We start from the raw sequence: 22812 nt of genomic DNA, 5'->3' as shown, positions 1-22812 counted from the left end.
CCGCCGCTCCCCGCTCTTCGATGATCCCCGCGCACTGCCTTGATTGCAGGGCAAGGGTCAGCGCCTCATTTGTCATCGCCGTTACGCCTCATCACATTTGCAGGCAAGAAAGGGGTTGCCTCTCGCGCGCCTTGCCATCAATGTTTTCTCTTTCCAACCGATGATCAGTCCAGAATCGGGTGCCGCCCAAGCTTACGCCTCACCGCGACCTGGCGGGCTGCGCCCTACGACGCATGAAGCGTCGCGATCCCGCCCTCTGGCGATGGTCAACGATTCTGCAGAAGGAGAAAGCGTGAATGCCTTACGTACCCAATGACGCGTTGTCTCTGCACTTTCAGAGCAACGGAAACGACCTCACCCGCAAGGTCGAAGAACACCTCAACTCGGTCGCCCCGGACAGTCCCAACCTTGCGCTCTACCGCGACATGATCCTGACCGTCCTGCGCATGGCTCAGGACGATCTCAATCGCTGGAATGCCAAAATCACCCTGCAAGCGTTGCGTGAGCTGGAAAATGCCTTTCGCGTGCTTGAACGGTTCAAAGGCCGCCGCAAGGTCACCGTATTCGGCTCCGCCCGAACCCCGCTGGAACACCCCGTGTATGCGTTGGCCCGTGAACTGGGCAAGCAACTGGCCGCCTCCGACCTGATGGTCATTACCGGCGCCGGTGGCGGGATCATGGCGGCGGCACACGAAGGCGCCGGGCTTGATCACAGCCTGGGCTTCAACATCACCCTGCCATTCGAACAACACGCCAATGCAACAGTGGATGGCACAGCGAACCTGCTGCCCTTCCACTTCTTCTTCACACGCAAGCTTTTTTTCGTCAAAGAGGCCGACGCACTGGTGCTGTGCCCGGGCGGGTTTGGCACCCTCGATGAAGCGCTGGAAGTCCTGACGCTGATCCAGACCGGCAAAAGCCCGCTGGTTCCCATTGTGCTGCTGGATGCACCGGGAGGGACGTTCTGGGAAGGCGCGCTCAGCTTCATCAGAAACGAGCTGGAGGCGAACAAGTACATTTTGCCCACGGACATGAACCTGATGAAACTCGTGTACAGCGCCGATGAAGCGGTTGCCGAGATCAACCGGTTCTACAGCAACTTCCACTCCAGCCGCTGGCTGAAGAACACTTTCATCATTCGCATGCACCATGCCCTGAGCGAACACGCACTCAATGCCTTGCAGGACAGGTTCGCCGATCTGCGATTAAGCGGCGACTTCCAGCAATACGGCCATCAGGACGAGCACGACGATGCCCAGTTCAGCCATCTGACGCGCCTGGCCTTCACGTTCACCGGGCGCAACCATGGTCGCTTGCGCGAACTGGTGGACTGCATAAACCTGGAGGAGAACTGGGCGAAGCCTGCGCAGACTCAGCAGGCCCATGGGGCCGAGCCTGTGAAATCGGTGTGATGGCGAAGGATTGAGGGCGTGCTTGCACGCCTTCAAGCCGATCAAGCGTCAGTCGTCGTTGCCCTTCCCGCTCAGCAACCGACCAATCAACTCGGGTGGGTACCCGCGATAACTCAGAAAGCGCATCTGCTGCCCACGTTCACGGGCGTCCCTGGGTAACTGGCCGCCAAATTTACGCTGCCACAGCTCTTCCAGCTTTTCCCACCAGTCAACGCCGCACTCACGCAGCGCCTGCTCGATGTCTGGACGCAGCAAGCCGCGTTGCCCCAGTTCTTCACGGATACGCAGAGGACCGTGGCCAGAACGGGCACGGTAGGAAACAAAACTTTCGAGGTATCGGGCTTCGGACAGCAAGCCCTCTTCCGTCAGACGGTCGAGCGCTGCGTCGATTAATTCAGGAGGGGCGCCGCGCTGACGCAACTTGCGCGTCAGCTCGACTCGACCGTGCTCGCGACGCGCGAGCAGGTCCATTGCGGTACGCCTGACAGCGACGGGCGTATCAAGTACAGCTGGCATGACGGGGATCAGAGATCCGCGTCAGCTTCGACTTCAGCCACATCGTCTGCTGCTACGCGTGACGATTGGGCTTTGACGTCAGGCGCTGCAGTCAGCAGTTTCTCGCGAATCTGCCTTTCGAGGGTGGTGCCGATTTCCGGGTTGTCCGCCAGAAACTTCGCGGAGTTGGCTTTACCCTGACCGATCTTGCTGCCTTGGTAGCTGTACCAGGCACCGGATTTCTCCAGCAGACCGTGCAGCACGCCGAGGTCGATGATCTCGCCGTTGCGGTAGATGCCCTTGCCGTAAAGAATCTGGAACTCAGCCTGACGGAACGGCGGTGCCACCTTGTTCTTGACGACTTTGACACGGGTTTCGCTGCCCACGACTTCGTCGCCTTCCTTGACCGCACCGGTACGGCGGATGTCGAGACGAACCGACGCATAGAACTTCAGTGCGTTACCACCGGTGGTGGTTTCAGGGCTACCGAACATGACGCCGATCTTCATACGAATCTGGTTGATGAAGATAACGAGGCAGTTGGCAGTCTTGATGTTACCGGTGATCTTGCGCAGTGCCTGGGACATCAGTCGCGCTTGCAGGCCGACGTGCATGTCGCCCATCTCGCCTTCGATTTCCGCTTTTGGCACCAGAGCGGCCACGGAGTCGACGACGATGACGTCGATCGCATTCGAACGCACCAGCATGTCGGTGATTTCGAGGGCCTGTTCACCGGTGTCTGGCTGAGAGACCAGCAGGTCATCAACGTTGACGCCCAGCTTGCCAGCGTACTCTGGATCGAGCGCGTGCTCGGCGTCGACGAACGCGCAGGTGGCGCCCATTTTCTGGGCTTCTGCGATGACCGACAGGGTCAGGGTGGTTTTACCCGAAGATTCCGGGCCGTAGATTTCAACGATCCGGCCTTTTGGCAGGCCGCCGATACCGAGCGCGATATCGAGACCCAAAGAGCCGGTGGAGATAGCAGGAATAGCCTGGCGGTCATGGTCACCCATGCGCATTACGGCACCTTTGCCGAACTGACGCTCGATCTGACCCAAGGCCGCAGCCAAGGCTTTCTTCTTGTTGTCGTCCATTGAATCCTCTCGTAATAGGTTAGGCCTTGACGGCCGTTATAACTGTATAAGTAGCCAGTATTATTCCACAGGGTCCGACGCGCGCCTACCCCTGATTTGGTATTTCTCCGCGAGAGAGCCGCAAGAGGCCCTCTAGCGCGGCGCTCACCGTTTGTCGGCGGACCGCGTCGCGGTCACCTGCAAATAGAAAGCGCTCCGCGATCAATCGTTCCCCCACGCCCCAGCACACCCAGACCGTGCCAACGGGTTTCTCCACCGAGCCGCCGTCCGGCCCGGCCACCCCGCTGACCGCTACCGAAAATTGCGCACCGCTGTTTGCCTGCGCGCCCCTGGCCATGGCTTCGACCACTTCGCGGCTGACGGCGCCGACCTGAGTGAACAGGGCTTCCGGTACCGCCAGTTGTCGGGTCTTTTGCCGGTTTGAATAGGTGACATAGCCCGCCTCGAACCAGGCCGAGCTTCCGGGCACCCGGGTGATGGCTTCAGCGATACCGCCGCCTGTGCAGGATTCGGCGGTGCTGACCTGCTCGCCCGCGGCCAGCAGTTGCTGACCCAGGCTCGCGGCGAGGTGAGTGATGTCGTCCACAGGGGTTCTCCGTATTGGTCGAGGTAAAGCAGATACGCTACACCAGCAGGGTTGATGTGCAACACAGCAGCGACCTGAATCCAGATCACGCCTGCACGGCTCTATTTGTGCTCCGGTTTTTCCGGGCAGGGTTTCTTGACGGTTTCCACGATGGTTTCCCGTGGACGTCGCCTGGCCTCCTCAAGGGGGATGAAGCGGCCGTTGGTTGAATCTCGTCCTCGCTTGCGTTGCATAGGGCAATCCTTGTCGATGAGGCCGCCTCCAATCGGGCGGTGCCTCGACATCCTAGCCAGCTCCAGGCGTCTCGTGTCGGTTCGGAAACCCGCAGTGACGAATCAGCCGGACCTGCGGCCCGAGAGCGTGCGTGGTAACCTTGCCGCCATCGCAAAAGCAATCGGATCTGACGTCGAGCCACGTAGGTGGAATCCCCGTCGTCGCCTGAAACTTGCCTCAATCTCCTACAGAATTTGCCTAAATAACTGATGAATAAAGCAATTTCCGATCTCTCCTCGCACACCCCCATGATGCAGCAATACTGGCGGCTGAAAAATCAGCATCCGGACCAGCTGATGTTCTACCGCATGGGCGACTTCTACGAGATCTTCTACGAAGACGCCAAGAAGGCGGCCAAGCTGCTCGACATCACGTTGACCGCACGGGGCCAGTCAGCGGGGCAAAGCATCCCCATGTGCGGCATTCCCTACCATGCGGCGGAAGGCTATCTGGCCAAGCTGGTGAAGCTGGGCGAGTCGGTGGTCATCTGCGAACAGATCGGCGATCCGGCCACCAGCAAGGGGCCGGTTGATCGTCAGGTGGTGCGCATCATCACGCCGGGCACCGTGAGCGACGAAGCGTTGCTGGACGAGCGTCGGGACAATCTGATTGCCGCCGTTCTGGGGGACGAGCGCCTGTTCGGGCTGGCCGTTCTGGACATCACCAGCGGCAACTTCACGGTGCTGGAAATCAAGGGATGGGAAAACCTGCTGGCCGAGCTTGAACGCATCAATCCGGTGGAGCTGCTGATTCCCGATGACTGGCCACAGGGCTTGCCTGCGGAAAAACGCCGCGGTGCCCGTCGTCGCGCGCCGTGGGACTTCGAGCGAGATTCGGCGCACAAGAGCCTGTGCCAGCAGTTCTCCACTCAGGACCTCAAAGGCTTCGGCTGCGAAAACCTGACCTTGGCGATCGGCGCGGCCGGCTGCCTGCTGGGTTACGCCAAGGAAACCCAGCGCACGGCCTTGCCTCACTTGCGCAGCCTGCGCCATGAGCGCCTCGACGACACGGTTATTCTGGACGGCGCCAGCCGCCGCAACCTGGAACTCGACACCAACCTGGCGGGCGGCCGCGACAACACCTTGCAGTCGGTGATGGATCGGTGCCAAACCGCCATGGCCACGCGCCTGCTGACCCGCTGGCTGAACCGTCCGTTGCGCGATCTGAAGATCCTTCAGGCACGTCAGGAGTCGATTGGCTGCTTCCTTGAACGCTACCGCTTCGAGAACCTGCAGCCGCAGCTGAAAGAAATCGGCGACATCGAGCGCATCCTCGCGCGTATCGGCCTGCGCAACGCCCGTCCCCGAGACCTGGCGCGTCTGCGGGATGCCTTGGGCGCCCTGCCGGAATTGCAGCTGGCACTGGCCGAGCTCGAGGCGCCACACATTCAGCAATTGGCGAAAACCGCGAGCACCTACCCGGAGCTGGCCGACCTGCTGCAACGCGCGATCATCGATAACCCGCCAGCGGTAATTCGCGACGGCGGCGTACTGAAAACAGGTTACGACGCCGAGCTCGACGAGTTGCTGTCCCTGAGCGAAAACGCCGGGCAGTTCCTGATTGATCTGGAGACACGCGAGAAGGCACGCACCGGCCTGTCCCATCTCAAGGTCGGCTATAACCGCGTGCACGGTTACTTCATCGAGCTGCCAAGCAAGCAAGCGGAACAGGCGCCAGCGGACTACATTCGTCGTCAGACGCTCAAGGGCGCCGAGCGCTTCATCACACCTGAGCTCAAGGAATTCGAAGACAAAGCCTTGTCGGCCAAGAGCCGGGCCCTGGCCAGGGAGAAAATGCTCTACGAGACGCTGCTGGAAGACCTGATCAGTCACCTCGCTCCGCTGCAAGACACTGCTGCCGCGCTGGCGGAACTGGACGTATTGAGCAATCTGGCCGAGCGCGCCCTGAACCTGGACCTCAACCGGCCGCGCTTCACCGACGAGCCGTGCATGCGCATCGAGCAAGGTCGTCACCCGGTGGTGGAGCAGGTGTTGTCGTCGCCTTTCGTGGCCAACGACCTGGACCTGAACGACAGCACACGCATGCTGGTGATCACCGGTCCTAACATGGGTGGTAAATCCACCTACATGCGCCAGACCGCTTTGATCGTGCTGCTGGCGCATATCGGCAGCTTCGTGCCGGCGGCGAGCTGCGAGCTTTCGCTGGTCGATCGTATTTTCACGCGTATCGGTTCCAGCGATGACCTGGCGGGTGGACGCTCCACGTTCATGGTCGAGATGAGCGAGACGGCGAACATTCTGCACAACGCCACCGACAAAAGCCTGGTGCTGATGGACGAAGTGGGACGTGGCACCAGCACCTTCGACGGGCTTTCGCTGGCTTGGGCTGCGGCAGAGTGCCTCGCCCAGCTTCGCGCGTACACGCTGTTCGCCACCCATTATTTCGAGCTGACAGTGTTGCCGGAAAGCGAGCCGCTGGTGGCCAACGTGCACCTCAATGCCACCGAGCACAACGAGCGCATTGTGTTCCTGCACCGTGTGCTGCCAGGCCCGGCAAGTCAGAGCTATGGCCTGGCCGTGGCGCAACTGGCCGGCGTCCCGGGCCGCGTCATCACGCGGGCGAAGGAGCATCTGTTGCGCCTGGAGACCACCAGCCTGCCCCATGAGCAACCCAAGGCCAAACCCGGCAAACCGCCCCTGCCGATGCAGAGCGATCTGTTCGCAAGTCTGCCGCACCCCGTCCTGGACGAGTTGTCGAACTTGAAGATCGATGACCTGACGCCGCGACAGGCGCTTGAGTTGTTGTATTCGATGAAGACACGCATCTAACGTGATTCGTAACAAGCTGTTAGAATCCCGCGCGGTTCGGGACGCAGTGAGCTTTTAGCCTGGCTTTACAGCGCACCTGGCCGCGTTTGAACGCAGCGAACCAAGGTCGGACATCGCCGCGCAGGACACTTTGCCTGCCGCGTTGCTCGAAAAGCTGAGTTTTACGGCCGGGGGACGTCCCGTACCTGGCAAGCCGAACTGAACGGCCTTGCTGCCGCCGCCTGAGGAGAGAATTAGAAATGACCTTCGTCGTCACCGACAACTGCATCAAGTGCAAGTACACCGACTGCGTAGAAGTCTGTCCGGTGGACTGCTTTTACGAAGGCCCGAACTTCCTGGTGATTCACCCGGACGAGTGCATCGACTGCGCCCTGTGCGAGCCTGAGTGCCCTGCGAATGCGATCTTCTCGGAAGACGAGATTCCGGCCGGAATGGAAAATTTCATTCAACTGAACGCCGAGCTTGCTGACGTCTGGCCCAACATCACGGAACGCAAAGACGCGCTCCCGGATGCGGCAGAGTGGGATGGCAAGACCGGCAAGATCGCTGATCTGGAACGCTAAGCGTCTGCATCACTTAGCGTCGTCTGTTGCAAAAGGCCCCTCGGGCCTTTTTGCATGATGACCCTTCGGCAGGCTTACTTTTCTGCAGACGAAAAAAGGGGCGGTATGACCCGCCCACATTTTCCATAATCCCTTCAATCCTTGTTCATCGTCCTGATGAATCGCGTCCTGCGATGTCCTTGAGCAGTCTTCCTTGACCGCCTGTACCAATCCGTTGGTACAGGACTGATCTTAGTGATTTAAACCGTCAGGGCAAGCGCCGAGAGTTTTCAAGAAAATTCCGCCGCTGAATGATGCAAGCTATAAATACCTAATCAAATCAATGGCATAAGTGTTGGCTTTCAACTGAAGGAGACATGATCTGCCAAAGACGAGACGATAACTCACAGCACATGTAAGAAACCGCTTACAACTCAAGTAAGCATCACTTACCTAAGTGTCTTGGCACACCAGCCCAAAGACGCCGCCGTCATCCGAGGCCGATCAACGTCCGTTCAGCCGACATAAAAAAGCCCCGACGCATCGGGGCTTTGGTATTGCCTGATATGACGTGCGCCAGGGGTGCGCTATTGAAAGAGCGACTCGCTGGATAAGCCATTCTTCTCGAGAATCTCGCGAAGGCGTTTTAACCCTTCCACCTGAATCTGCCTGACACGTTCGCGGGTCAGGCCGATTTCCAGTCCGACATCTTCAAGGGTGCTGCTTTCATGCCCACGCAGCCCGAATCGGCGGACAACGACTTCTCGCTGCTTGTCGGTCAACTCGGAAAGCCATTGATCGATGCTTTGGGACAAATCATCGTCCTGGAGCAGCTCGCAAGGGTCGGTGGGACGATCGTCTGTGAGGGTGTCGAGCAGCGTCTTGTCTGAATCAGGGCCCAGCGACACATCCACCGACGACACGCGCTCGTTAAGGCCAAGCATGCGCTTGACCTCACCGACCGGCTTCTCCAGCAGGTTGGCGATTTCCTCAGGAGAGGGTTCGTGGTCCAGCTTCTGGGTCAACTCCCGTGCGGCACGCAGGTAGACGTTGAGCTCTTTGACGACATGAATCGGCAGACGGATCGTCCGCGTCTGGTTCATGATCGCGCGTTCGATGGTCTGACGAATCCACCAGGTGGCGTAGGTAGAGAAGCGGAATCCGCGCTCTGGATCGAATTTTTCGACCGCTCGGATCAGGCCAAGATTGCCCTCCTCGATCAGGTCCAGCAATGACAGGCCACGATTGACGTAACGCCTGGCGATTTTCACGACCAGCCGCAGATTGCTCTCAATCATGCGTTTGCGCCCAGCCGGATCGCCGCTTTGCGACAGGCGCGCAAAGTGGACTTCTTCTTCCGGGGAGAGCAGGGGGGAAAAGCCGATTTCATTGAGGTACAGCTGCGTGGCATCCAGTGCCCGCGTGTAATCAATGTACTTGTGTTGTTTGAGAGCCGCAGAGTTCTTTGGCTTTGCACGAACGGAAGGTGCAGCTGGCTTCTCATTCAATGCAGAATCCAGGACGATTGCGGGCTCCATGAGGAGAACCTCGTCGTCTATGTCAAACTCCGGCGCTTCTTTGCTGAGAGCCATTGTTATAGTCCTTTGGTGAGTTCGACCTCAAGCTCCAGTGGCGCCTTCTTCCGTGGCAGCACTTGAGCCTGTCCCCTCTACGCAGGAACAGGCTGACAACCGATCAGCGACGTGGCAAGAATTCCAGTGGATCTACCGGTTTACCCTGGCGGCGAATCTCGAAATGCAGCTTCACCCGGTCAGTTCCCGTTGATCCCATCTCGGCAATACTTTGCCCTGCCTTGACCTGTTGCCCCTCCCGAACCAAGAGCCTGCGGTTATGTCCGTAGGCACTGACGTAGGTATCGCTGTGTTTGATGATGACCAACTCGCCGTAGCCCCTTAATCCACTTCCGGCGTATACCACTGCCCCATCAGACGCAGCCAAAACAGGCTGTCCCAAATCACCAGCGATATCAATTCCTTTATTCAAACTACCGTTTGAAGAGAACTTGCTGATCAAAACGCCACTTGTCGGCCATGTCCAGCCGCTCGGAGAGCGGGCGCCGGCGACCACCGTGGTGTTCACCGGCGTGGTGGTGGAGTTGCTCGAAGGCGGTGGCGTGGTCGCAGCCACGGCGCCGACCGGCCTCGAAATCACGGTGGTTTTCAGCGACCCGGAAGGCGACGACGAACTGCTGGTCGTGGTCTGCGGAACGCCGACCGGGGCAGCAGCGACCGCCGTGGACGGCGAGCTGGCACGCCCGTCAAAGCGGATCGTCTGACCGACGTGGATGGTGAATGGCTCGGGAATACTGTTGCGTGCAGCCAGCGCTTTCCAGTCCCAGCCGTAACGGAATGCAATGGAAAACAGCGTGTCGCCGCGTTTGACCACGTACTGACCGGTGGTGACCGGTTGACGCGTCGGCACCGACGGCTTGCCGTTACGGTCGACAACGCGCACCCCGCCCGATGGCGTGCTGGAACAGCCGACCAGAAGGATACTCAGGGCAACTCCAATCACCAGACGCTGAAAACTCGTTGAAGAACTACGCTGCCGAATGACCGTGAGACTCACCCGCCACTCCCTTTACCGGTGACTGAAGAAGAAACTGCCCTGTGTCACGAAAGACCAGACAGCATGAAAAAATGGTGTGAGACGGCGCTGCAGCACATGGCCGAAGCGTCGTTGCAAAACGCCAGCCTGTAGACCGGCTGCGTCTTGTGGAATTCATTGCCGCTGCAAAATAGCGCTTACGCCAGCGGTCCGTTAAGCAGCGGGACGAAACGCACAGCGCCCAGCACGTGCCGAGAGAAGCCGTTTTCCTCGCGGATGATCAGCATCAGTTGCTGCACCTCGCCCGCCCCCACCGGAATCACCAAGCGGCCGCCAGGGGCCAGTTGGTCCAGCAAGGCCTGAGGGACGTCGGTGGCGACGGCGGTCACAATGATTCCGTTATAAGGCGCAAGCGCCGGCCAGCCTTCCCAGCCATCGCCCCAACGAAACACCATGTTGCGCAGGTTCAGCTCGACGAGGCGTTCCTTGGCGCGGTCCTGCAGCACCTTGATGCGCTCGACGGAGAACACCCGCTCCACCAGTTGCGCCAAAACTGCGGTCTGGTAGCCCGAGCCGGTGCCGATTTCCAGCACCTTGTCCAGCGGGCCTGCCGCCAGCAGCAGCTCGCTCATCCGCGCCACCATGTAGGGCTGGGAGATCGTCTGGTTATTGCCGATCGGCAGCGCGGTGTCTTCGTACGCGCGGTGCGCCAGAGCTTCGTCGACGAACAGGTGGCGGGGGGTCTTGCGAATGACGTCCAGCACCTGGGTATTGGCAATGCCTTCTTCGCACAACCGTTGAATCAGACGCTCGCGGGTTCGCTGGGAAGTCATCCCCACGCCACGACGTAACAGATCATCTTGCTCACGCGACATCAGGCCATTCCCTCCAGCCATGCGTTCAGGCTGTTGAAACCGTCCTGATAGGTACGATCCAGCTGCAACGGGGTGATCGACACATAACCCTGCATCACAGCGTGGAAATCGGTGCCCGGCCCGCCGTCTTCGGCATCGCCGGCCGCAGCGATCCAGTAACCGGCCTTTCCGCGCGGATCAACCACGCGCACAGGCGCCGCCGCACGGGTGCGATGGCCGAGCCGGGTCAGCTGGATGCCGCGCACGTGTGCCAGCGGCAGGTTGGGGATATTCACATTCAATACGGTACGCGGTGGAAGGTCGAGGCGCTCATGGGCTTCGACCAGAAGCCGGGCAAAATGCGCGGCGGTTGCCAGGTTATCGACCTGACGTGACAAAAATGAAAAGGCAAATGACGGGCGCTGCAAAAAACGGCCTTCCAGCGCAGCGGCAACGGTGCCTGAATACAGCACATCGTCGCCCAGATTGGCGCCCAGGTTGATACCTGAAACGACCATGTCCGGTTCTTCGGGCAGCAGACCGTTGAGTCCGAGGTGAACGCAATCGGTGGGCGTACCGTTGAGGCTGATGAAGCCGTTCTCCAGTGTGTGCGGGTGCAACGGCCGGTCCAGCGTCAGCGAACTGCTCGCGCCGCTTTTGTCTTGATCGGGCGCAATCACCACGCACTCGGCGTAACCCGCCAGCGCGCCATGGAGCGCAGCAAGCCCGGGAGCCGTGACCCCGTCATCGTTTGAAATCAGAATACGCATGAGCTGTCCGTCTGCCCTGCCGGCGCGAGATCGACGAGTTCACGCACCAATGCGGTGGCGAAGCATCCGGCCGGCAAGACGAATTCCAGTTGCAGAATGTCAGGCCCGGGATAATGCCACGTCAACCGCCCGATGGGCAGTCGCAGGATGCGCCGTTCGTGCTCCATTCCCGCTTTTATCAACCAGTTACAGAGCGAAGCCTCGCGCGCGGCGATGCTGTTTTCAAGCTCGGCGGTCGGGCCGGCGGCAGGCGAATCGCCCTCACCCCACTGAGGTCCGGTCGGGTGCAGATCAAGGATGGCCAGTCGCGGGTCGCTGCACTCGGCTTCGCCTGCCGGGAAAAAGCTGCGGCTGTCGGTAAACGCCAGCAGATCGCCCACCTGCGCCCGTTGCCAGCTACCGTCGGCGACCCGGGCAGCCAACACTTGATTGAACAGGTAACTGCGCGCCGTGGAAAGCAACCGTGAGCGCACATTGCGCTGCTCGGGCAAGGCCTGACGCTCGGCATAATGCCGGGCTTCACCCAGGTTTCCGCCCTCATGGCCGAAGCGCTGGGCGCCAAAATAATTAGGGATGCCGTGCTGCCTGATGAGCCCAAGACGTTCGTCGAGCTTCGGCTTGTCGGTCTGCAGGCGGGTCAGGCGCAGGGTAAAACCATTGGCCGCATGGGCGCCGCGTTGCAGCTTGCGTTTATGGCGCTTGCTGTCGAGGATCTTCAGGGCGTCGTTTTCCGCCACCGACATGTCTGGATCGGCCTTGCCCGGCAGCTGGATGCTGAACCACTGACGGGTCAACGCCTGACGATCCTTCAAACCGGCGTAGGCGACGGTCCGCAACGGCACCCCCGCCGCCTTGGCCAGGCGCCTCGCCGCTTCCTCGGTGTTCAGACCGCGTTTCTCGACCCACAACCACAGGTGCTCGCCATCCCCTGAAAGCGGTATATCGAGGACTTCATCGACCTGAAAGTCTTCCGCGGTGGCTTTCAGCACCGCAGTACCCAGCGCTTCGCCGTAAGCCCTGGGGCCCAGCAGTTCGAGTTCGGTCATGCGCTGATCAACAACGCAACGGCGTGCACGGCGATGCCTTCTTCACGACCGGTGAAGCCCAGCTTTTCAGTGGTAGTGGCTTTGACGTTGATCTGGTCGATGTCGACCTGCAGGTCTTCGGCAATCAGGGCGCGCATGCGCTCGATGTGCGGCGCCATCTTCGGCGCCTGCGCAACGATGGTGGCGTCGACGTTACCGACTTTCCAGCCCTTGCCCTGCACCTGTTTGAGTACATGACGAAGCAGCACCCGGCTGTCGGCGCCCTTGAATTGCGGGTCGGTGTCCGGGAAATGCTTGCCGATGTCGCCCAGCGCAGCAGCCCCCAGGAGAGCATCGCTGAGCGCGTGCAGCACGACATCACCGTCGGAATGCGCGAGCAAACCCGAGGTGTGCGCAATCCGCACGCCGCCCAAGGTAATGAAATCGCCTTCAGCGAAACGGTGCACATCGTAGCCGTGGCCAATACGCATAAAAAACGCCCTGAAAAAGTCAGGGCGTGATTCTACCTACTTTGGCCGACATTAGGGCCGGCCCGCACTCAATTGCACGTGATGCCGCCATCGAAGGCCATGGCCTCAGTCGGCCAAGGCTCGAGCGTGATGGCGCAAGTGGTCTTCGATGAAGCTGGCGATGAAGTAATAACTGTGGTCGTACCCTGGCTGCATGCGCAACTCCAGCGGATGACCGGCCGCTTTCGCCGCCTGAACCAAGGCTTGCGGCTTGAGCTGATTGCCGAGAAAGTCGTCGCGGTCACCCTGGTCTACCAACAGCGGCAAGCGCTCCGTTGCCTCGGCGATCAACACGCTGGCGTCCCATTCACGCCAGCGTGAACGGTCTTCACCCAGGTAACGGGAAAAGGCTTTCTGCCCCCACGGGCAATCCATCGGATTGCAGATGGGCGAAAAGGCTGATACCGATTGGTAGCGGCCCGGGTTGCGCAGCGCGCCGACCAGCGCACCGTGACCGCCCATGGAATGGCCGCTGATGCTGCGTTTTTCCGAGGCCGGAAAATGCGCCTCGATCAGCGCGGGCAGCTCGCTGATCACGTAGTCGTACATGCGGTAATGCCGCGCCCACGGTTGTTCGGTGGCATTCAGATAGAAGCCGGCGCCCAGGCCGAAGTCGTAGGCGTTGTCCGGATCGTCCGGCACATCGGCACCACGCGGGCTGGTGTCCGGCGCCACAATGATCAGCCCCAGCTCCGCCGCCACGCGCAACGCGCCAGCCTTTTGCATGAAGTTCTCATCGGTGCAGGTCAGTCCGGACAGCCAATAGACCACCGGCAGCTTGCCGCCCTGCTCCGCCTGTGGCGGCAGGTACACCGCAAAGACCATGTCGCAACCGAGCACGTCGGAGTGATGTTTGTAACGCTTATGCCAGCCGCCGAGGCTTTTCTGGCATGAGATGTTTTCCAGGCTCATGGGGTTCTCCGAGCGGCAAGCTACAAGCCTCGAGCCGAAAGAGGACGTGACATGTCCCTCTTGTCGCTTATGGGCTTGAAGCTTGCCGCTGCTCTTCAGAAATGAATGACCGTACGGATGCTTTTGCCTTCGTGCATGAGGTCAAAGGCTTCGTTGATACGGTCCAGGCCCATGGTGTGGGTGATGAAGGTGTCCAGGGGGATTTCGCCGGTTTGCGCTTTCTCGACGTAGCTAGGCAGCTCGGTGCGGCCTTTAACGCCGCCAAAGGCCGAACCGCGCCAGACGCGGCCGGTGACCAACTGGAACGGACGTGTGGAGATTTCCTGCCCCGCGCCGGCAACACCGATGATGACCGATTCACCCCAGCCCTTGTGGCACGACTCCAGCGCAGCACGCATCAGGTTCACATTGCCTACGCACTCGAAGCTGTAATCCACGCCGCCGTCGGTCATTTCGACGATCACTTCCTGAATCGGCTTGTCGTGGTCCTTCGGGTTGACGAAGTCAGTGGCTCCCAATTCCCGCGCCACGTCGAATTTGGACGGGTTGATGTCGACCGCGATGATGCGCGACGCCTTGGCCATCTTTGCGCCAATGATCGCCGCCAGGCCAATACCGCCCAGACCAAAGACGGCCACGGTTGCGCCCTCCTCGACCTTGGCGGTGTTCAGCACCGCGCCGATGCCGGTGGTCACACCGCAACCCAGCAGGCAAACCTTTTCCAGCGGCGCTTCCTTGGGGATTTTTGCCAAAGAAATTTCCGGGACCACGGTGTATTCGGAGAACGTCGAGCAGCCCATGTAGTGATGAATCGGCTGACCGTTGTAGCTGAAGCGGGTGGTGCCGTCGGGCATCAGGCCTTTGCCCTGGGTCGCGCGGACTTTCTGGCAGAGGTTGGTCTTGCCGGATTTGCAGAATTTGCACTCGCGGCATTCGGCGGTGTACAGCGGAATGACGTGGTCGCCCACGGCCAGGGAGGTCACGCCTTCGCCGATGGCTTCAACGACTCCGCCGCCTTCGTGACCGAGGATGCACGGGAAAACGCCTTCGGAGTCGGCGCCGGACAGGGTGTAGGCATCGGTATGGCACACGCCGGATGCGACGGTACGAATCAACACTTCGCCGGCTTTTGGCGCCTCAACGTCCACTTCGACAATCTGCAGTGGTTCATTGGGGGCAAAAGCAACGGCAGCACGTGACTTGATCATCATGATCTCCAGCTAAATAAAAACGAGTCAGGAGTGTAAAGCAGTGCTGACTGATTAATAATCCGCGCAAAAGCAAAACATTAATGCCGCACAGGGACAATCGATGCAGGTCAACCGTTGGGAAGGACTGGACGAGTTCGTCGCGGTCGCCGAGTGCGGGCAATTCACTGCGGCGGCTGAACGACTGGGTGTTTCGTCTTCGCACGTGAGCCGGCAGATTGCACGGCTGGAAGAGCGCTTGCAGACGCGCCTGCTCTATCGGAGCACCCGGAAAGTCGCGCTGACCGAAGCCGGTCAGACATTCCTTCATCACTGTCAGCGCTTGCAGGACGGACGCGAGGAAGCGTTGCGGGCGGTGACCGACCTGACCCGGGAGCCAAAGGGCCTGCTGCGCATGACCTGCGCCGTTGCCTACGGCGAGCGTTTCATTGCTCCGCTGGTGACGCGCTTCATGGAAGAGTATCCGCAACTGCGTGTCGACATCGAGCTGACCAATAACACGCTGGACCTGGTGCATGAAGGCATGGATCTGGCGATCCGGCTCGGCCGCTTACAGGAATCCCGACTGGTTGCCGCCCGACTGGCGCCGCGCAAGATGTACTTGTGCGCGTCCCCGGCCTATCTCGAACGCTATGGCCGACCGCACAGTGTGTCGGAACTGGCGCGACACAACTGCCTGGTTGGCAGTTCTGACAGCTGGCTGCTGCAACAAAACGGGCGGGAATTTTCCCAGCGGGTGCAAGGCAATTGGCGCTGCAACAGTGGGCAGGCGGTGCTGGACGCTGCATTGCGCGGGGCAGGTCTGTGCCAGCTACCGGATTATTACGTGCTGGAACATCTCAAGCGCGGTGCGCTGGTGTCGTTGCTGGATGCCCATCAGCCGCCGAACACCGCCGTCTGGGCGCTGTACCCGCAGCAACGGCATCTGTCGCCCAAGGTGCGCAAGCTGGTGGATTATCTGAAAGCAGGATTGGCGTCGCGCGAGGAATACAGCCTGTAGGCCGATCAGCCATTGAATTCCACGCGGCGCTGACGCAACCACTCTAGATCTTCCGGTCGAGTGACTTTGATGTTGTCTGCGCGCCCTTCGACCAGACGCGGCGACTGCCCGGCCCACTCAATGGCCGAGGCCTCGTCGGTGATCGACACATTCGAGACCAGACTGTCCGCCAGCGCACGGTGCAAGGCACCCAGACGAAACATCTGCGGGGTGTAGGCCTGCCAGATAAGGCTGCGATCGACGGTTTCGGTCACCCGGCCATTGGCGTCGGCGCGCTTGAGGGTGTCCTTGGCCGGCACCGCCAGCAAGCCGCCGACCGGGTCGTCCGCCAGTTCGCTCAGCAAGGTGTCGAGGTCTGAACGCGCCAGATTCGGGCGCGCGGCGTCGTGCACCAGCACCCAGTCATTGTCATCAGCCCCGTTGGCGTGCAAGTGCAGCAGCGCATTCAGCACAGAGTCTGCGCGCTCCTTGCCGCCCGCGACCTGCTGGATACGGGAGTCCAGCGCGCAGGGCAACGTCGGCCAATAAGGGTCATCCACAGCCAGACTGACCACCAGGCCTTTTAGCCGAGGATGATCAAGAAAGCAGAGCAGGCTGTGTTCAAGAATAGTGAGGCCGCCCAGTTGCAGGTATTGCTTGGGACGGTCCGCCGCCATGCGCGCGCCAACGCCCGCTGCGGGGATCACTGCCCAGAAGACAGGAAGGGATTGAGTCATTACGCCAACGTCACTGTGCCAACTGATAAAGGGTTTCGCCGTCCTTGACCATGCCCAACTCGTGGCGGGCACGCTCTTCAACGGTTTCCAGGCCTTTTTTCAGCTCCAGCACTTCCGCGTCTAGGACTCGGTTGCGCTCCAGCAATGCATCGTTTTCGGCGTGTTGATCGGCGATTTGCTGAGTCAGACTGGCCACCTGCGCGAGACTGCCATTACCTACCCATAGGCGATACTGCAAGCCAGCGAGCATCAAAAGCAGAACGAGGAACAACCAGTTAGGACTGCGCATTGTGAATATCTGTTACCCGGCGAATAAAGACAGCAAAACCGACCATTTCAAATGCCCATAAGCCCGGTGGTCACCGGGCTTATGGATCAGGACGACAAGAGAGATCACCTTTCAGCGACTTTCTTGTATAGCGCCTGCTGCCTTTTTACCATCTTTGCAATCAGCCGCGAAACTCGCCGCGACCACGGTACACCGCTTTGGCGCCCAGTTGCTCTTCGATACGCAGCAGCTGGTTGTACTTGGCGATACGGTCGGAACGGCTCAACGAACCGGTCTTGATCTGGCCGGCCGCGGTGCCCACTGCCAGGTCGGCAATGGTGGAATCTTCGGTTTCACCGGAACGGTGCGAGATGACGGCGGTGTAACCGGCGGCCTTGGCCATCTGGATGGCTTCAAGCGTCTCGGTCAGCGTGCCGATCTGGTTGAACTTGATCAGGATCGAGTTACCGATCTTCTTGTCGATGCCTTCTTTCAGGATCTTGGTGTTGGTCACGAACAGGTCGTCGCCCACCAGTTGAATCTTGTCGCCGATTTTGTCGGTGAGGACTTTCCAGCCATCCCAGTCCGACTCGTCCAGACCGTCTTCGATGGAGATGATCGGGTGCTTGCTGACCAGATCAGCCAGGTAGTCGGCGAAACCGGCAGAATCGTATTCGCCTTCTTCGCTCAGCACGTACTTGCCGTTCTTGTAGAACTCGCTCGCCGCGCAGTCCAGGGCCAGGGTCACGTCGGTGCCCAGCTTGTAGCCAGCGTTGGCAACGGCCTCGGCAATGGCGTCAAGCGCGTCAGCGTTGGAGTTCAGGTTAGGCGCGAAACCGCCTTCGTCGCCGACGGCGGTGTTCAGGCCGCGAGCTTTCAGCACCGCTTTGAGGTGGTGGAAAATTTCGGTGCCCCAGCGCAGGCCTTCGGAGAAGGTCTTGGCGCCAACCGGCTGAATCATGAATTCCTGAATGTCGATGTTGTTATCAGCGTGCTCGCCGCCGTTGATGATGTTCATCATCGGGACCGGCATCGAGTAAACACCCGGCGTACCGTTCAGGTTGGCGATGTGCGCGTACAACGGCAGGTCCTGATCCTGAGCAGCCGCCTTGGCCGCCGCCAGAGACACAGCGAGGATCGCGTTGGCGCCCAGGCTGGCTTTGTTCTCGGTGCCGTCCAGCTGAATCATCGCGTGATCCAGGGCTTTTTGGTCAACCGGGTCCTTGCCCAGCAACAGGTCGCGGATTGGGCCATTGATGTTGGCCACGGCTTTCAGAACGCCCTTGCCCAGGTAACGGCTCTTGTCGCCATCACGCAGCTCGAGCGCTTCACGCGAGCCGGTGGAAGCACCGGACGGCGCGCAGGCGCTGCCGATGATGCCGTTGTCGAGGAGCACGTCTGCTTCCACGGTGGGATTGCCACGGGAGTCGAGAACTTCACGACCTTTGATGTCGACGATTTTTGCCATTGTTGTTAACACTCCAAGATTGACGAAAACGACGCAGCTGGGAAAACGATTCGGCGTCTCAGGGCTCTAGGACAACGGGCAGGCCCTGAAACGACAATTTTCCCGACCCTTTGGTCGGGAAAACAACGAACGGCACTCTACCGGAGGGCTCGGCGCCGGAGAAGCGGGTTTTTACGCCGTTTCGATCGCCGGGAAGCTTTTAACGAGTTCGTCGAGCGCCTTGAGCTGGGCCAGAAACGGTTCCAGCTTGTCCAGACGCAGGGCACACGGGCCGTCGCATTTGGCGTTGTCCGGATCCGGATGGGCTTCCAGGAACAGACCGGCCAGCCCCTGGCTCATCCCTGCCTTGGCCAGATCGGTCACTTGGGCACGACGACCGCCTGCGGAGTCGGACCGACCGCCCGGCATTTGCAAGGCATGAGTCACGTCGAAGAACACCGGGTATTCGAACGATTTCATGATGCCGAAACCGAGCATGTCGACGACCAGATTGTTGTAGCCAAAGCTGGAGCCGCGCTCGCACAGGATCAACTGATCGTTGCCTGCTTCCACGCACTTGGAGAGGATGTGTTTCATCTCGTGGGGCGCGAGGAACTGGGCTTTCTTGATGTTGATCACGGCGCCGGTCTTGGCCATGGCCACCACCAGATCGGTCTGACGGGACAGGAAAGCCGGCAGCTGGATGATGTCGCAGACCTCTGCCACCACAGCGGCCTGATCAGGCTCATGAACGTCGGTGATGATCGGCACGCCGAAGGCTTGTTTGATGTCCTGGAATATGCGCATGCCTTCTTCCAGGCCCGGGCCGCGATAGGAGGTCACGGATGAACGGTTGGCCTTGTCGAAACTGGCCTTGAACACGTAGGGAATGCCGAGCTTCTCGGTAACACGCACGTATTCTTCACAGACCTGCATGGCCATGTCTCGGGACTCGAGCACGTTCATGCCGCCGAACAGAACCATGGGTTTGTCGTTGGCGATGTCAATCGAGCCGACGCGGATGATTTTCTGTGCCATGTGATGAATTCCCTATCAGCCGTTCTTCTGGTGTTGAGCGAGCGCTGCCTTGACGAAACCACTGAACAACGGGTGGCCATCGCGGGGCGTAGAGGTGAACTCAGGGTGGAACTGGCAGGCCACGAACCATGGATGGTCAGCGGACTCGACCACTTCAACCAGCGCGCCGTCACCGGAGCGACCGGAAATTTTCAGACCGGCTTCGACCAGTTGCGGCAGCAGCTTGTTGTTCACTTCATAACGGTGACGGTGACGCTCGACGATGACGTCGTTGGCGTAGCAGTCGTGGACCAGCGAACCCGGCTCAAGCAGGCATTCCTGGGCACCCAGACGCATGGTACCGCCCAGATCCGACGTTTCGGTACGGGTTTCAACAGCACCGGTGGCGTCTTCCCATTCGGTGATCAGACCCACGACAGGGTGCTGGCTGGTGCGATCGAACTCGGTGGAGTTGGCGTCTTTCCAGCCCAGCACGTTACGTGCGAACTCGATGACCGCCACCTGCATGCCCAGGCAGATGCCCAGGTAAGGCACCTTGTTTTCGCGCGCGAATTGCACGGCGGTGATCTTGCCCTCGACACCGCGCAGACCGAAGCCGCCCGGGACGAGAATTGCGTCAACGCCTTCGAGCAGGCCGGTGCCCTGGTTCTCGATGTCTTCGGAATCGATGTAGCGCAGGTTGACCTTGGTGCGGTTACTGATGCCGGCGTGGCTCATCGCTTCGATCAGCGACTTGTACGCATCCAGCAACTCCATGTACTTGCCGACCATAGCGATGGTGACTTCGTGCTCTGGATTGAGCTTGGCGTCGACGACCTTTTCCCACTCCGACAGGTCTGCGCTGCCGCACTGCAGCCCGAAGCGCTCGACGACGAAATCGTCAAGGCCCTGAGAATGCAGGATGCCCGGGATCTTGTAGATGGTGTCGGCGTCTTCGAGGGCAATGACCGCGCGCTCTTCAACGTTGGTGAACTGCGCGATCTTGCGGCGCGAAGAGATGTCGATCGGGTGATCGGAGCGGCACACCAGTACGTCTGGCTGCAGGCCGATGGAGCGCAGTTCCTTTACCGAATGCTGGGTCGGCTTGGTTTTGGTCTCGCCCGCAGTAGCGATGTACGGCACCAGCGTCAGGTGCATGAGCATGGCGCGCTTGGCGCCCACTTCGAAACGCAGCTGACGAATCGCTTCGAGGAACGGTTGCGACTCGATATCGCCCACGGTACCGCCGATCTCCACCATGGCCACGTCGGCATCGCCGGCGCCCTTGATGATGCGACGCTTGATTTCGTCGGTGATGTGCGGGATCACCTGAATGGTTGCGCCCAGGTAATCACCACGGCGCTCTTTGCGCAGGACGTGTTCGTACACACGGCCGGTGGTGAAGTTGTTGTTCTGGGTCATGGTGGTGCGGATGAAACGCTCGTAGTGACCCAGGTCCAGGTCGGTCTCGGCGCCGTCATGGGTGACGAACACTTCACCGTGCTGGAACGGGCTCATGGTGCCGGGGTCGACGTTGATGTAGGGGTCCAGCTTGAGCATGGTGACCTTAAGTCCCCTCGCCTCCAGGATGGCCGCCAATGAAGCCGAGGCAATGCCTTTCCCCAATGAAGAAACAACACCGCCCGTGACGAAGATGTAGCGCGTCATGAAAAACCCTAGAAGTCTGCGTTAAAGCGGTCAGAGCCGCCGGGGAAAAGCGAAGGAAGGCCGAAGCCCCCGACAACCCGCGTGTCTTACTGTGCATTATCGAATCTGTCGCGCCCATATCAGCGACCGGCCTGGAAAAGGCCTGTCAGTGGTTCGCCACATTTTTGAGAATCGCCCAGTAAAGACTGGCTGGTCATCGGCAACTTGCATCGTTCCGAAAGGATCGACATAAGCTGTATCAAGAAGGGAGCGTAGTCTACCGGAAAGGCCCTTTCAGCTCAAACTTTGGTCATTCGTCGGTGGCAACCAGTGCAATCGCCAGTCGCCACGGGGGCTGGCGTCCAGTCCCGGCAGGTTTGCCACGGCCAATAACTGCTCGCCGCGGTACAGCAGCGGCAATCGGCCGCGCAGGAAAACCGGTACGCCCTTCTCGTTAAGCAACCGTTTGAGGTCTCGTCGGCCCCGGTCCGGCACGTCAAAGGTTTCGCCCCCCTGGCGATAATGCACATGCAGGCCGCCCACCGGCGCAGCGCCGAGGATCTGCAACATGCCATTGCCAGGCAGCGTGAGCGGTTGCGAGGCCAGGGACCAGTGGTGGGAGCCGACAACGTTTTTTAGCCAGATCCCCGACAGCCACCAGATGCGCCCTTCGGCACGGTGCACCTGACCGTCAGCCAGTCGCCAGATGGGGCGTCCGTCGGGCCCGGCATCGCGCAAGGAATCCCAGCCCACCCAGTGATCGGTGTCCGGCAGCCGCGTCAGCGGGGCCAGCCAGTGGCGCAGTGCGTTTCGTTGTCGGGCGGCCGACAACGCTTCCAGCGGCGCGAGCTCAAGGGAGGGCATGTGCAGCCAGGGCCACGGACACGGCGTATCGGCGTGGACGAGGTCCTGGATCGCCAGTTCGTCCAGCAACTGCTGTGCCTCGGCCAGATGCGCGGCGCTGCGGGCCATGCTCGCGATCGCTTGCGGCCAGCGTGTGGTCACCAGAGGCAACACGTGGCTGCGCAGGTAGTTGCGCGAAAAGCGGCTGTCCTTGTTGCTCGGGTCCTCGATCCAGCTCAAGCCCTGCTCCCGGGCATACGCCTCGAGCGTCGCGCGGGATTCGTCGAGCAGCGGCCGAAACAACTGCCCCGCCCCCAAGACCCGTTGCGCCGGCATCGCTGCCAACCCACGTACCCCGGCACCACGCAGCAGGCGGAACATCAGCGTTTCAGCCTGATCGTCACGGTGCTGGGCAGTGAGCAGCACCTCGCCAGCCGCGAGGGTCGAGTTGAACGCGGCGTAGCGAGCGTCGCGTGCGGCCTGTTCCAGGCTCGCGCCGGGCCGCACCTGGACGTCGATAGTCTGCATCGGCACGCCCAGGATCTGACACATCTGCCGACAGTGCACCGGCCACGACGCCGCCACAGCCTGAAGGCCATGATTGACGTGAACGGCGGTAAGAGGAGGAAACGCGTGCACCCTGGCCAGTTCGGCCAGCAGGTGGAGCAAGACAGTGGAATCAAGCCCACCGGAAAATGCGACGCGCCAGGCGGCCGCAGCGCGCCAGGGTTCAAGGCGCAACAGCAGACGTCTGGAGAGTGCGAGTGTGATGCTGTCCGGTTTGCTCATGCTGGTGAACCCTGCTTAAAGCGCGCC

Annotated in this window: 21 protein-coding genes; 4 read left to right on the top strand and 17 right to left on the bottom strand. The window is 60.4% G+C overall.

Annotation, left to right across the window (positions count from 1 at the left end):
- The first annotated feature begins 296 nt into the window (after positions 1-296).
- Positions 297-1412, top strand: coding sequence for an LOG family protein (locus tag VF672_RS19005; protein ID WP_331106089.1), 1116 nt, complete (start codon positions 297-299; stop codon positions 1410-1412).
- A gap of 48 nt (positions 1413-1460) precedes the next feature.
- Here VF672_RS19005 and recX read toward each other — a convergent pair whose 3' ends face one another.
- From recX to VF672_RS18990, 3 genes are all read right to left on the bottom strand, one after another.
- On the bottom strand, positions 1461-1928 hold the full coding sequence (recX, locus tag VF672_RS19000) for a recombination regulator RecX (RefSeq protein ID WP_331106088.1): 468 nt from the start codon (positions 1926-1928) through the stop codon (positions 1461-1463).
- A gap of 8 nt (positions 1929-1936) precedes the next feature.
- Positions 1937-3001: a recombinase RecA gene (gene recA / locus VF672_RS18995; protein ID WP_331106087.1), complete on the bottom strand. Its 1065-nt coding sequence runs from the start codon at positions 2999-3001 to the stop codon at positions 1937-1939.
- 85 nt (positions 3002-3086) lie between these two features.
- Positions 3087-3587, bottom strand: a complete 501-nt coding sequence (locus tag VF672_RS18990) for a CinA family protein (protein WP_331106086.1) — start codon at positions 3585-3587, stop codon at positions 3087-3089.
- A 494-nt stretch (positions 3588-4081) separates the two neighbouring features.
- On the opposite strand from VF672_RS18990, the gene mutS reads away from it, so the two are divergent.
- Positions 4082-6649, top strand: a complete 2568-nt coding sequence (gene mutS / locus VF672_RS18985; RefSeq protein WP_331106109.1) for a DNA mismatch repair protein MutS — start codon at positions 4082-4084, stop codon at positions 6647-6649.
- Between the two features lie 239 nt (positions 6650-6888).
- Entirely contained in the window at positions 6889-7212 is a 324-nt protein-coding gene (gene fdxA, locus VF672_RS18980) for a ferredoxin FdxA (protein WP_037014184.1), read from the top strand.
- Positions 7213-7778: 566 nt separating this feature from the next.
- On the opposite strand, the gene rpoS is transcribed toward fdxA, so the two are convergent.
- The 8 genes from rpoS to VF672_RS18940 all read right to left on the bottom strand — a co-directional run bounded on the left by rpoS (position 7779) and on the right by VF672_RS18940 (position 15058).
- Entirely contained in the window at positions 7779-8783 is a 1005-nt protein-coding gene (gene rpoS / locus VF672_RS18975; RefSeq protein ID WP_331106085.1) for an RNA polymerase sigma factor RpoS, read from the bottom strand.
- Positions 8784-8886: 103 nt separating this feature from the next.
- Positions 8887-9780: a peptidoglycan DD-metalloendopeptidase family protein gene (locus VF672_RS18970; RefSeq protein WP_331106084.1), complete on the bottom strand. Its 894-nt coding sequence runs from the start codon at positions 9778-9780 to the stop codon at positions 8887-8889.
- Positions 9781-9956: 176 nt separating this feature from the next.
- Positions 9957-10592, bottom strand: coding sequence for a protein-L-isoaspartate(D-aspartate) O-methyltransferase (locus VF672_RS18965; RefSeq protein WP_331106108.1), 636 nt, complete (start codon positions 10590-10592; stop codon positions 9957-9959).
- A gap of 41 nt (positions 10593-10633) precedes the next feature.
- Positions 10634-11383 (bottom strand): 5'/3'-nucleotidase SurE, encoded by a 750-nt coding sequence (surE, locus tag VF672_RS18960; protein WP_331106083.1) that lies wholly within the window; start codon positions 11381-11383, stop codon positions 10634-10636.
- Positions 11371-12429 carry a tRNA pseudouridine(13) synthase TruD gene (gene truD, locus VF672_RS18955; protein ID WP_331106082.1) on the bottom strand — a complete coding sequence of 353 codons (1059 nt, stop codon included), beginning with the start codon at positions 12427-12429 and terminating at the stop codon, positions 11371-11373. The genes surE and truD overlap by 13 nt, the downstream gene beginning before the upstream one ends.
- Complete coding sequence (gene ispF, locus VF672_RS18950; RefSeq protein ID WP_331106081.1) at positions 12426-12899, bottom strand: 2-C-methyl-D-erythritol 2,4-cyclodiphosphate synthase; 474 nt, start codon at positions 12897-12899, stop codon at positions 12426-12428. The genes truD and ispF overlap by 4 nt, the downstream gene beginning before the upstream one ends.
- Before the next feature lie 105 nt (positions 12900-13004).
- Positions 13005-13850 (bottom strand): S-formylglutathione hydrolase, encoded by an 846-nt coding sequence (gene fghA / locus VF672_RS18945; RefSeq protein ID WP_331106080.1) that lies wholly within the window; start codon positions 13848-13850, stop codon positions 13005-13007.
- Positions 13851-13945: 95 nt separating this feature from the next.
- Complete coding sequence (locus tag VF672_RS18940) at positions 13946-15058, bottom strand: S-(hydroxymethyl)glutathione dehydrogenase/class III alcohol dehydrogenase (protein ID WP_331106079.1); 1113 nt, start codon at positions 15056-15058, stop codon at positions 13946-13948.
- Positions 15059-15161: 103 nt separating this feature from the next.
- On the opposite strand from VF672_RS18940, the gene VF672_RS18935 reads away from it, so the two are divergent.
- A complete protein-coding gene (locus tag VF672_RS18935; RefSeq protein WP_331106078.1) occupies positions 15162-16058 on the top strand; it encodes a LysR substrate-binding domain-containing protein in 897 nt (298 codons plus the stop codon).
- A gap of 5 nt (positions 16059-16063) precedes the next feature.
- On the opposite strand, the gene ispD is transcribed toward VF672_RS18935, so the two are convergent.
- The 6 genes from ispD to tilS form a co-directional block, all read right to left on the bottom strand.
- Complete coding sequence (gene ispD / locus VF672_RS18930) at positions 16064-16774, bottom strand: 2-C-methyl-D-erythritol 4-phosphate cytidylyltransferase (RefSeq protein WP_331106077.1); 711 nt, start codon at positions 16772-16774, stop codon at positions 16064-16066.
- Positions 16775-16784: 10 nt separating this feature from the next.
- A complete protein-coding gene (gene ftsB / locus VF672_RS18925; protein WP_037014212.1) occupies positions 16785-17063 on the bottom strand; it encodes a cell division protein FtsB in 279 nt (92 codons plus the stop codon).
- A gap of 160 nt (positions 17064-17223) precedes the next feature.
- On the bottom strand, positions 17224-18510 hold the full coding sequence (gene eno, locus VF672_RS18920) for a phosphopyruvate hydratase (RefSeq protein ID WP_133772751.1): 1287 nt from the start codon (positions 18508-18510) through the stop codon (positions 17224-17226).
- 171 nt (positions 18511-18681) lie between these two features.
- A complete protein-coding gene (gene kdsA / locus VF672_RS18915) occupies positions 18682-19527 on the bottom strand; it encodes a 3-deoxy-8-phosphooctulonate synthase (RefSeq protein ID WP_331106076.1) in 846 nt (281 codons plus the stop codon).
- Positions 19528-19542: 15 nt separating this feature from the next.
- Positions 19543-21174: a CTP synthase gene (locus VF672_RS18910; RefSeq protein ID WP_331106075.1), complete on the bottom strand. Its 1632-nt coding sequence runs from the start codon at positions 21172-21174 to the stop codon at positions 19543-19545.
- Positions 21175-21447: 273 nt separating this feature from the next.
- Positions 21448-22785, bottom strand: coding sequence for a tRNA lysidine(34) synthetase TilS (tilS, locus tag VF672_RS18905; protein ID WP_331106074.1), 1338 nt, complete (start codon positions 22783-22785; stop codon positions 21448-21450).
- Positions 22786-22812: the final 27 nt, after the last annotated feature.

The organism is Pseudomonas sp. (genome assembly GCF_036387035.1).
Lineage (GTDB): Bacteria > Pseudomonadota > Gammaproteobacteria > Pseudomonadales > Pseudomonadaceae > Aquipseudomonas.
Note: the sequence above shows the minus strand (reverse complement) of the source record. Positions and strands in the feature narration are given on the sequence as shown.

Bases quoted from the DNA above. Each gene is read 5' to 3' on its own strand.
- recA (WP_331106087.1), bottom strand. From the start codon at position 3,001: ATGGACGACAACAAGAAGAAAGCCTTGGCTGCGGCCTTGGGTCAGATC.
- tilS (WP_331106074.1), bottom strand. From the start codon at position 22,785: ATGAGCAAACCGGACAGCATCACACTCGCACTCTCCAGACGTCTGCTG.
- rpoS (WP_331106085.1), bottom strand. From the start codon at position 8,783: ATGGCTCTCAGCAAAGAAGCGCCGGAGTTTGACATAGACGACGAGGTT.
- fghA (WP_331106080.1), bottom strand. From the start codon at position 13,850: ATGAGCCTGGAAAACATCTCATGCCAGAAAAGCCTCGGCGGCTGGCAT.
- fdxA (WP_037014184.1), top strand. From the start codon at position 6,889: ATGACCTTCGTCGTCACCGACAACTGCATCAAGTGCAAGTACACCGAC.
- VF672_RS18940 (WP_331106079.1), bottom strand. From the start codon at position 15,058: ATGATCAAGTCACGTGCTGCCGTTGCTTTTGCCCCCAATGAACCACTG.
- kdsA (WP_331106076.1), bottom strand. From the start codon at position 19,527: ATGGCACAGAAAATCATCCGCGTCGGCTCGATTGACATCGCCAACGAC.
- ispF (WP_331106081.1), bottom strand. From the start codon at position 12,899: ATGCGTATTGGCCACGGCTACGATGTGCACCGTTTCGCTGAAGGCGAT.
- VF672_RS18965 (WP_331106108.1), bottom strand. From the start codon at position 10,592: ATGACTTCCCAGCGAACCCGCGAGCGTCTGATTCAACGGTTGTGCGAA.
- VF672_RS18910 (WP_331106075.1), bottom strand. From the start codon at position 21,174: ATGACGCGCTACATCTTCGTCACGGGCGGTGTTGTTTCTTCATTGGGG.
- surE (WP_331106083.1), bottom strand. From the start codon at position 11,383: ATGCGTATTCTGATTTCAAACGATGACGGGGTCACGGCTCCCGGGCTT.
- VF672_RS19005 (WP_331106089.1), top strand. From the start codon at position 297: ATGCCTTACGTACCCAATGACGCGTTGTCTCTGCACTTTCAGAGCAAC.
- VF672_RS18935 (WP_331106078.1), top strand. From the start codon at position 15,162: ATGCAGGTCAACCGTTGGGAAGGACTGGACGAGTTCGTCGCGGTCGCC.
- ftsB (WP_037014212.1), bottom strand. From the start codon at position 17,063: ATGCGCAGTCCTAACTGGTTGTTCCTCGTTCTGCTTTTGATGCTCGCT.
- recX (WP_331106088.1), bottom strand. From the start codon at position 1,928: ATGCCAGCTGTACTTGATACGCCCGTCGCTGTCAGGCGTACCGCAATG.
- truD (WP_331106082.1), bottom strand. From the start codon at position 12,429: ATGACCGAACTCGAACTGCTGGGCCCCAGGGCTTACGGCGAAGCGCTG.
- eno (WP_133772751.1), bottom strand. From the start codon at position 18,510: ATGGCAAAAATCGTCGACATCAAAGGTCGTGAAGTTCTCGACTCCCGT.
- ispD (WP_331106077.1), bottom strand. From the start codon at position 16,774: ATGACTCAATCCCTTCCTGTCTTCTGGGCAGTGATCCCCGCAGCGGGC.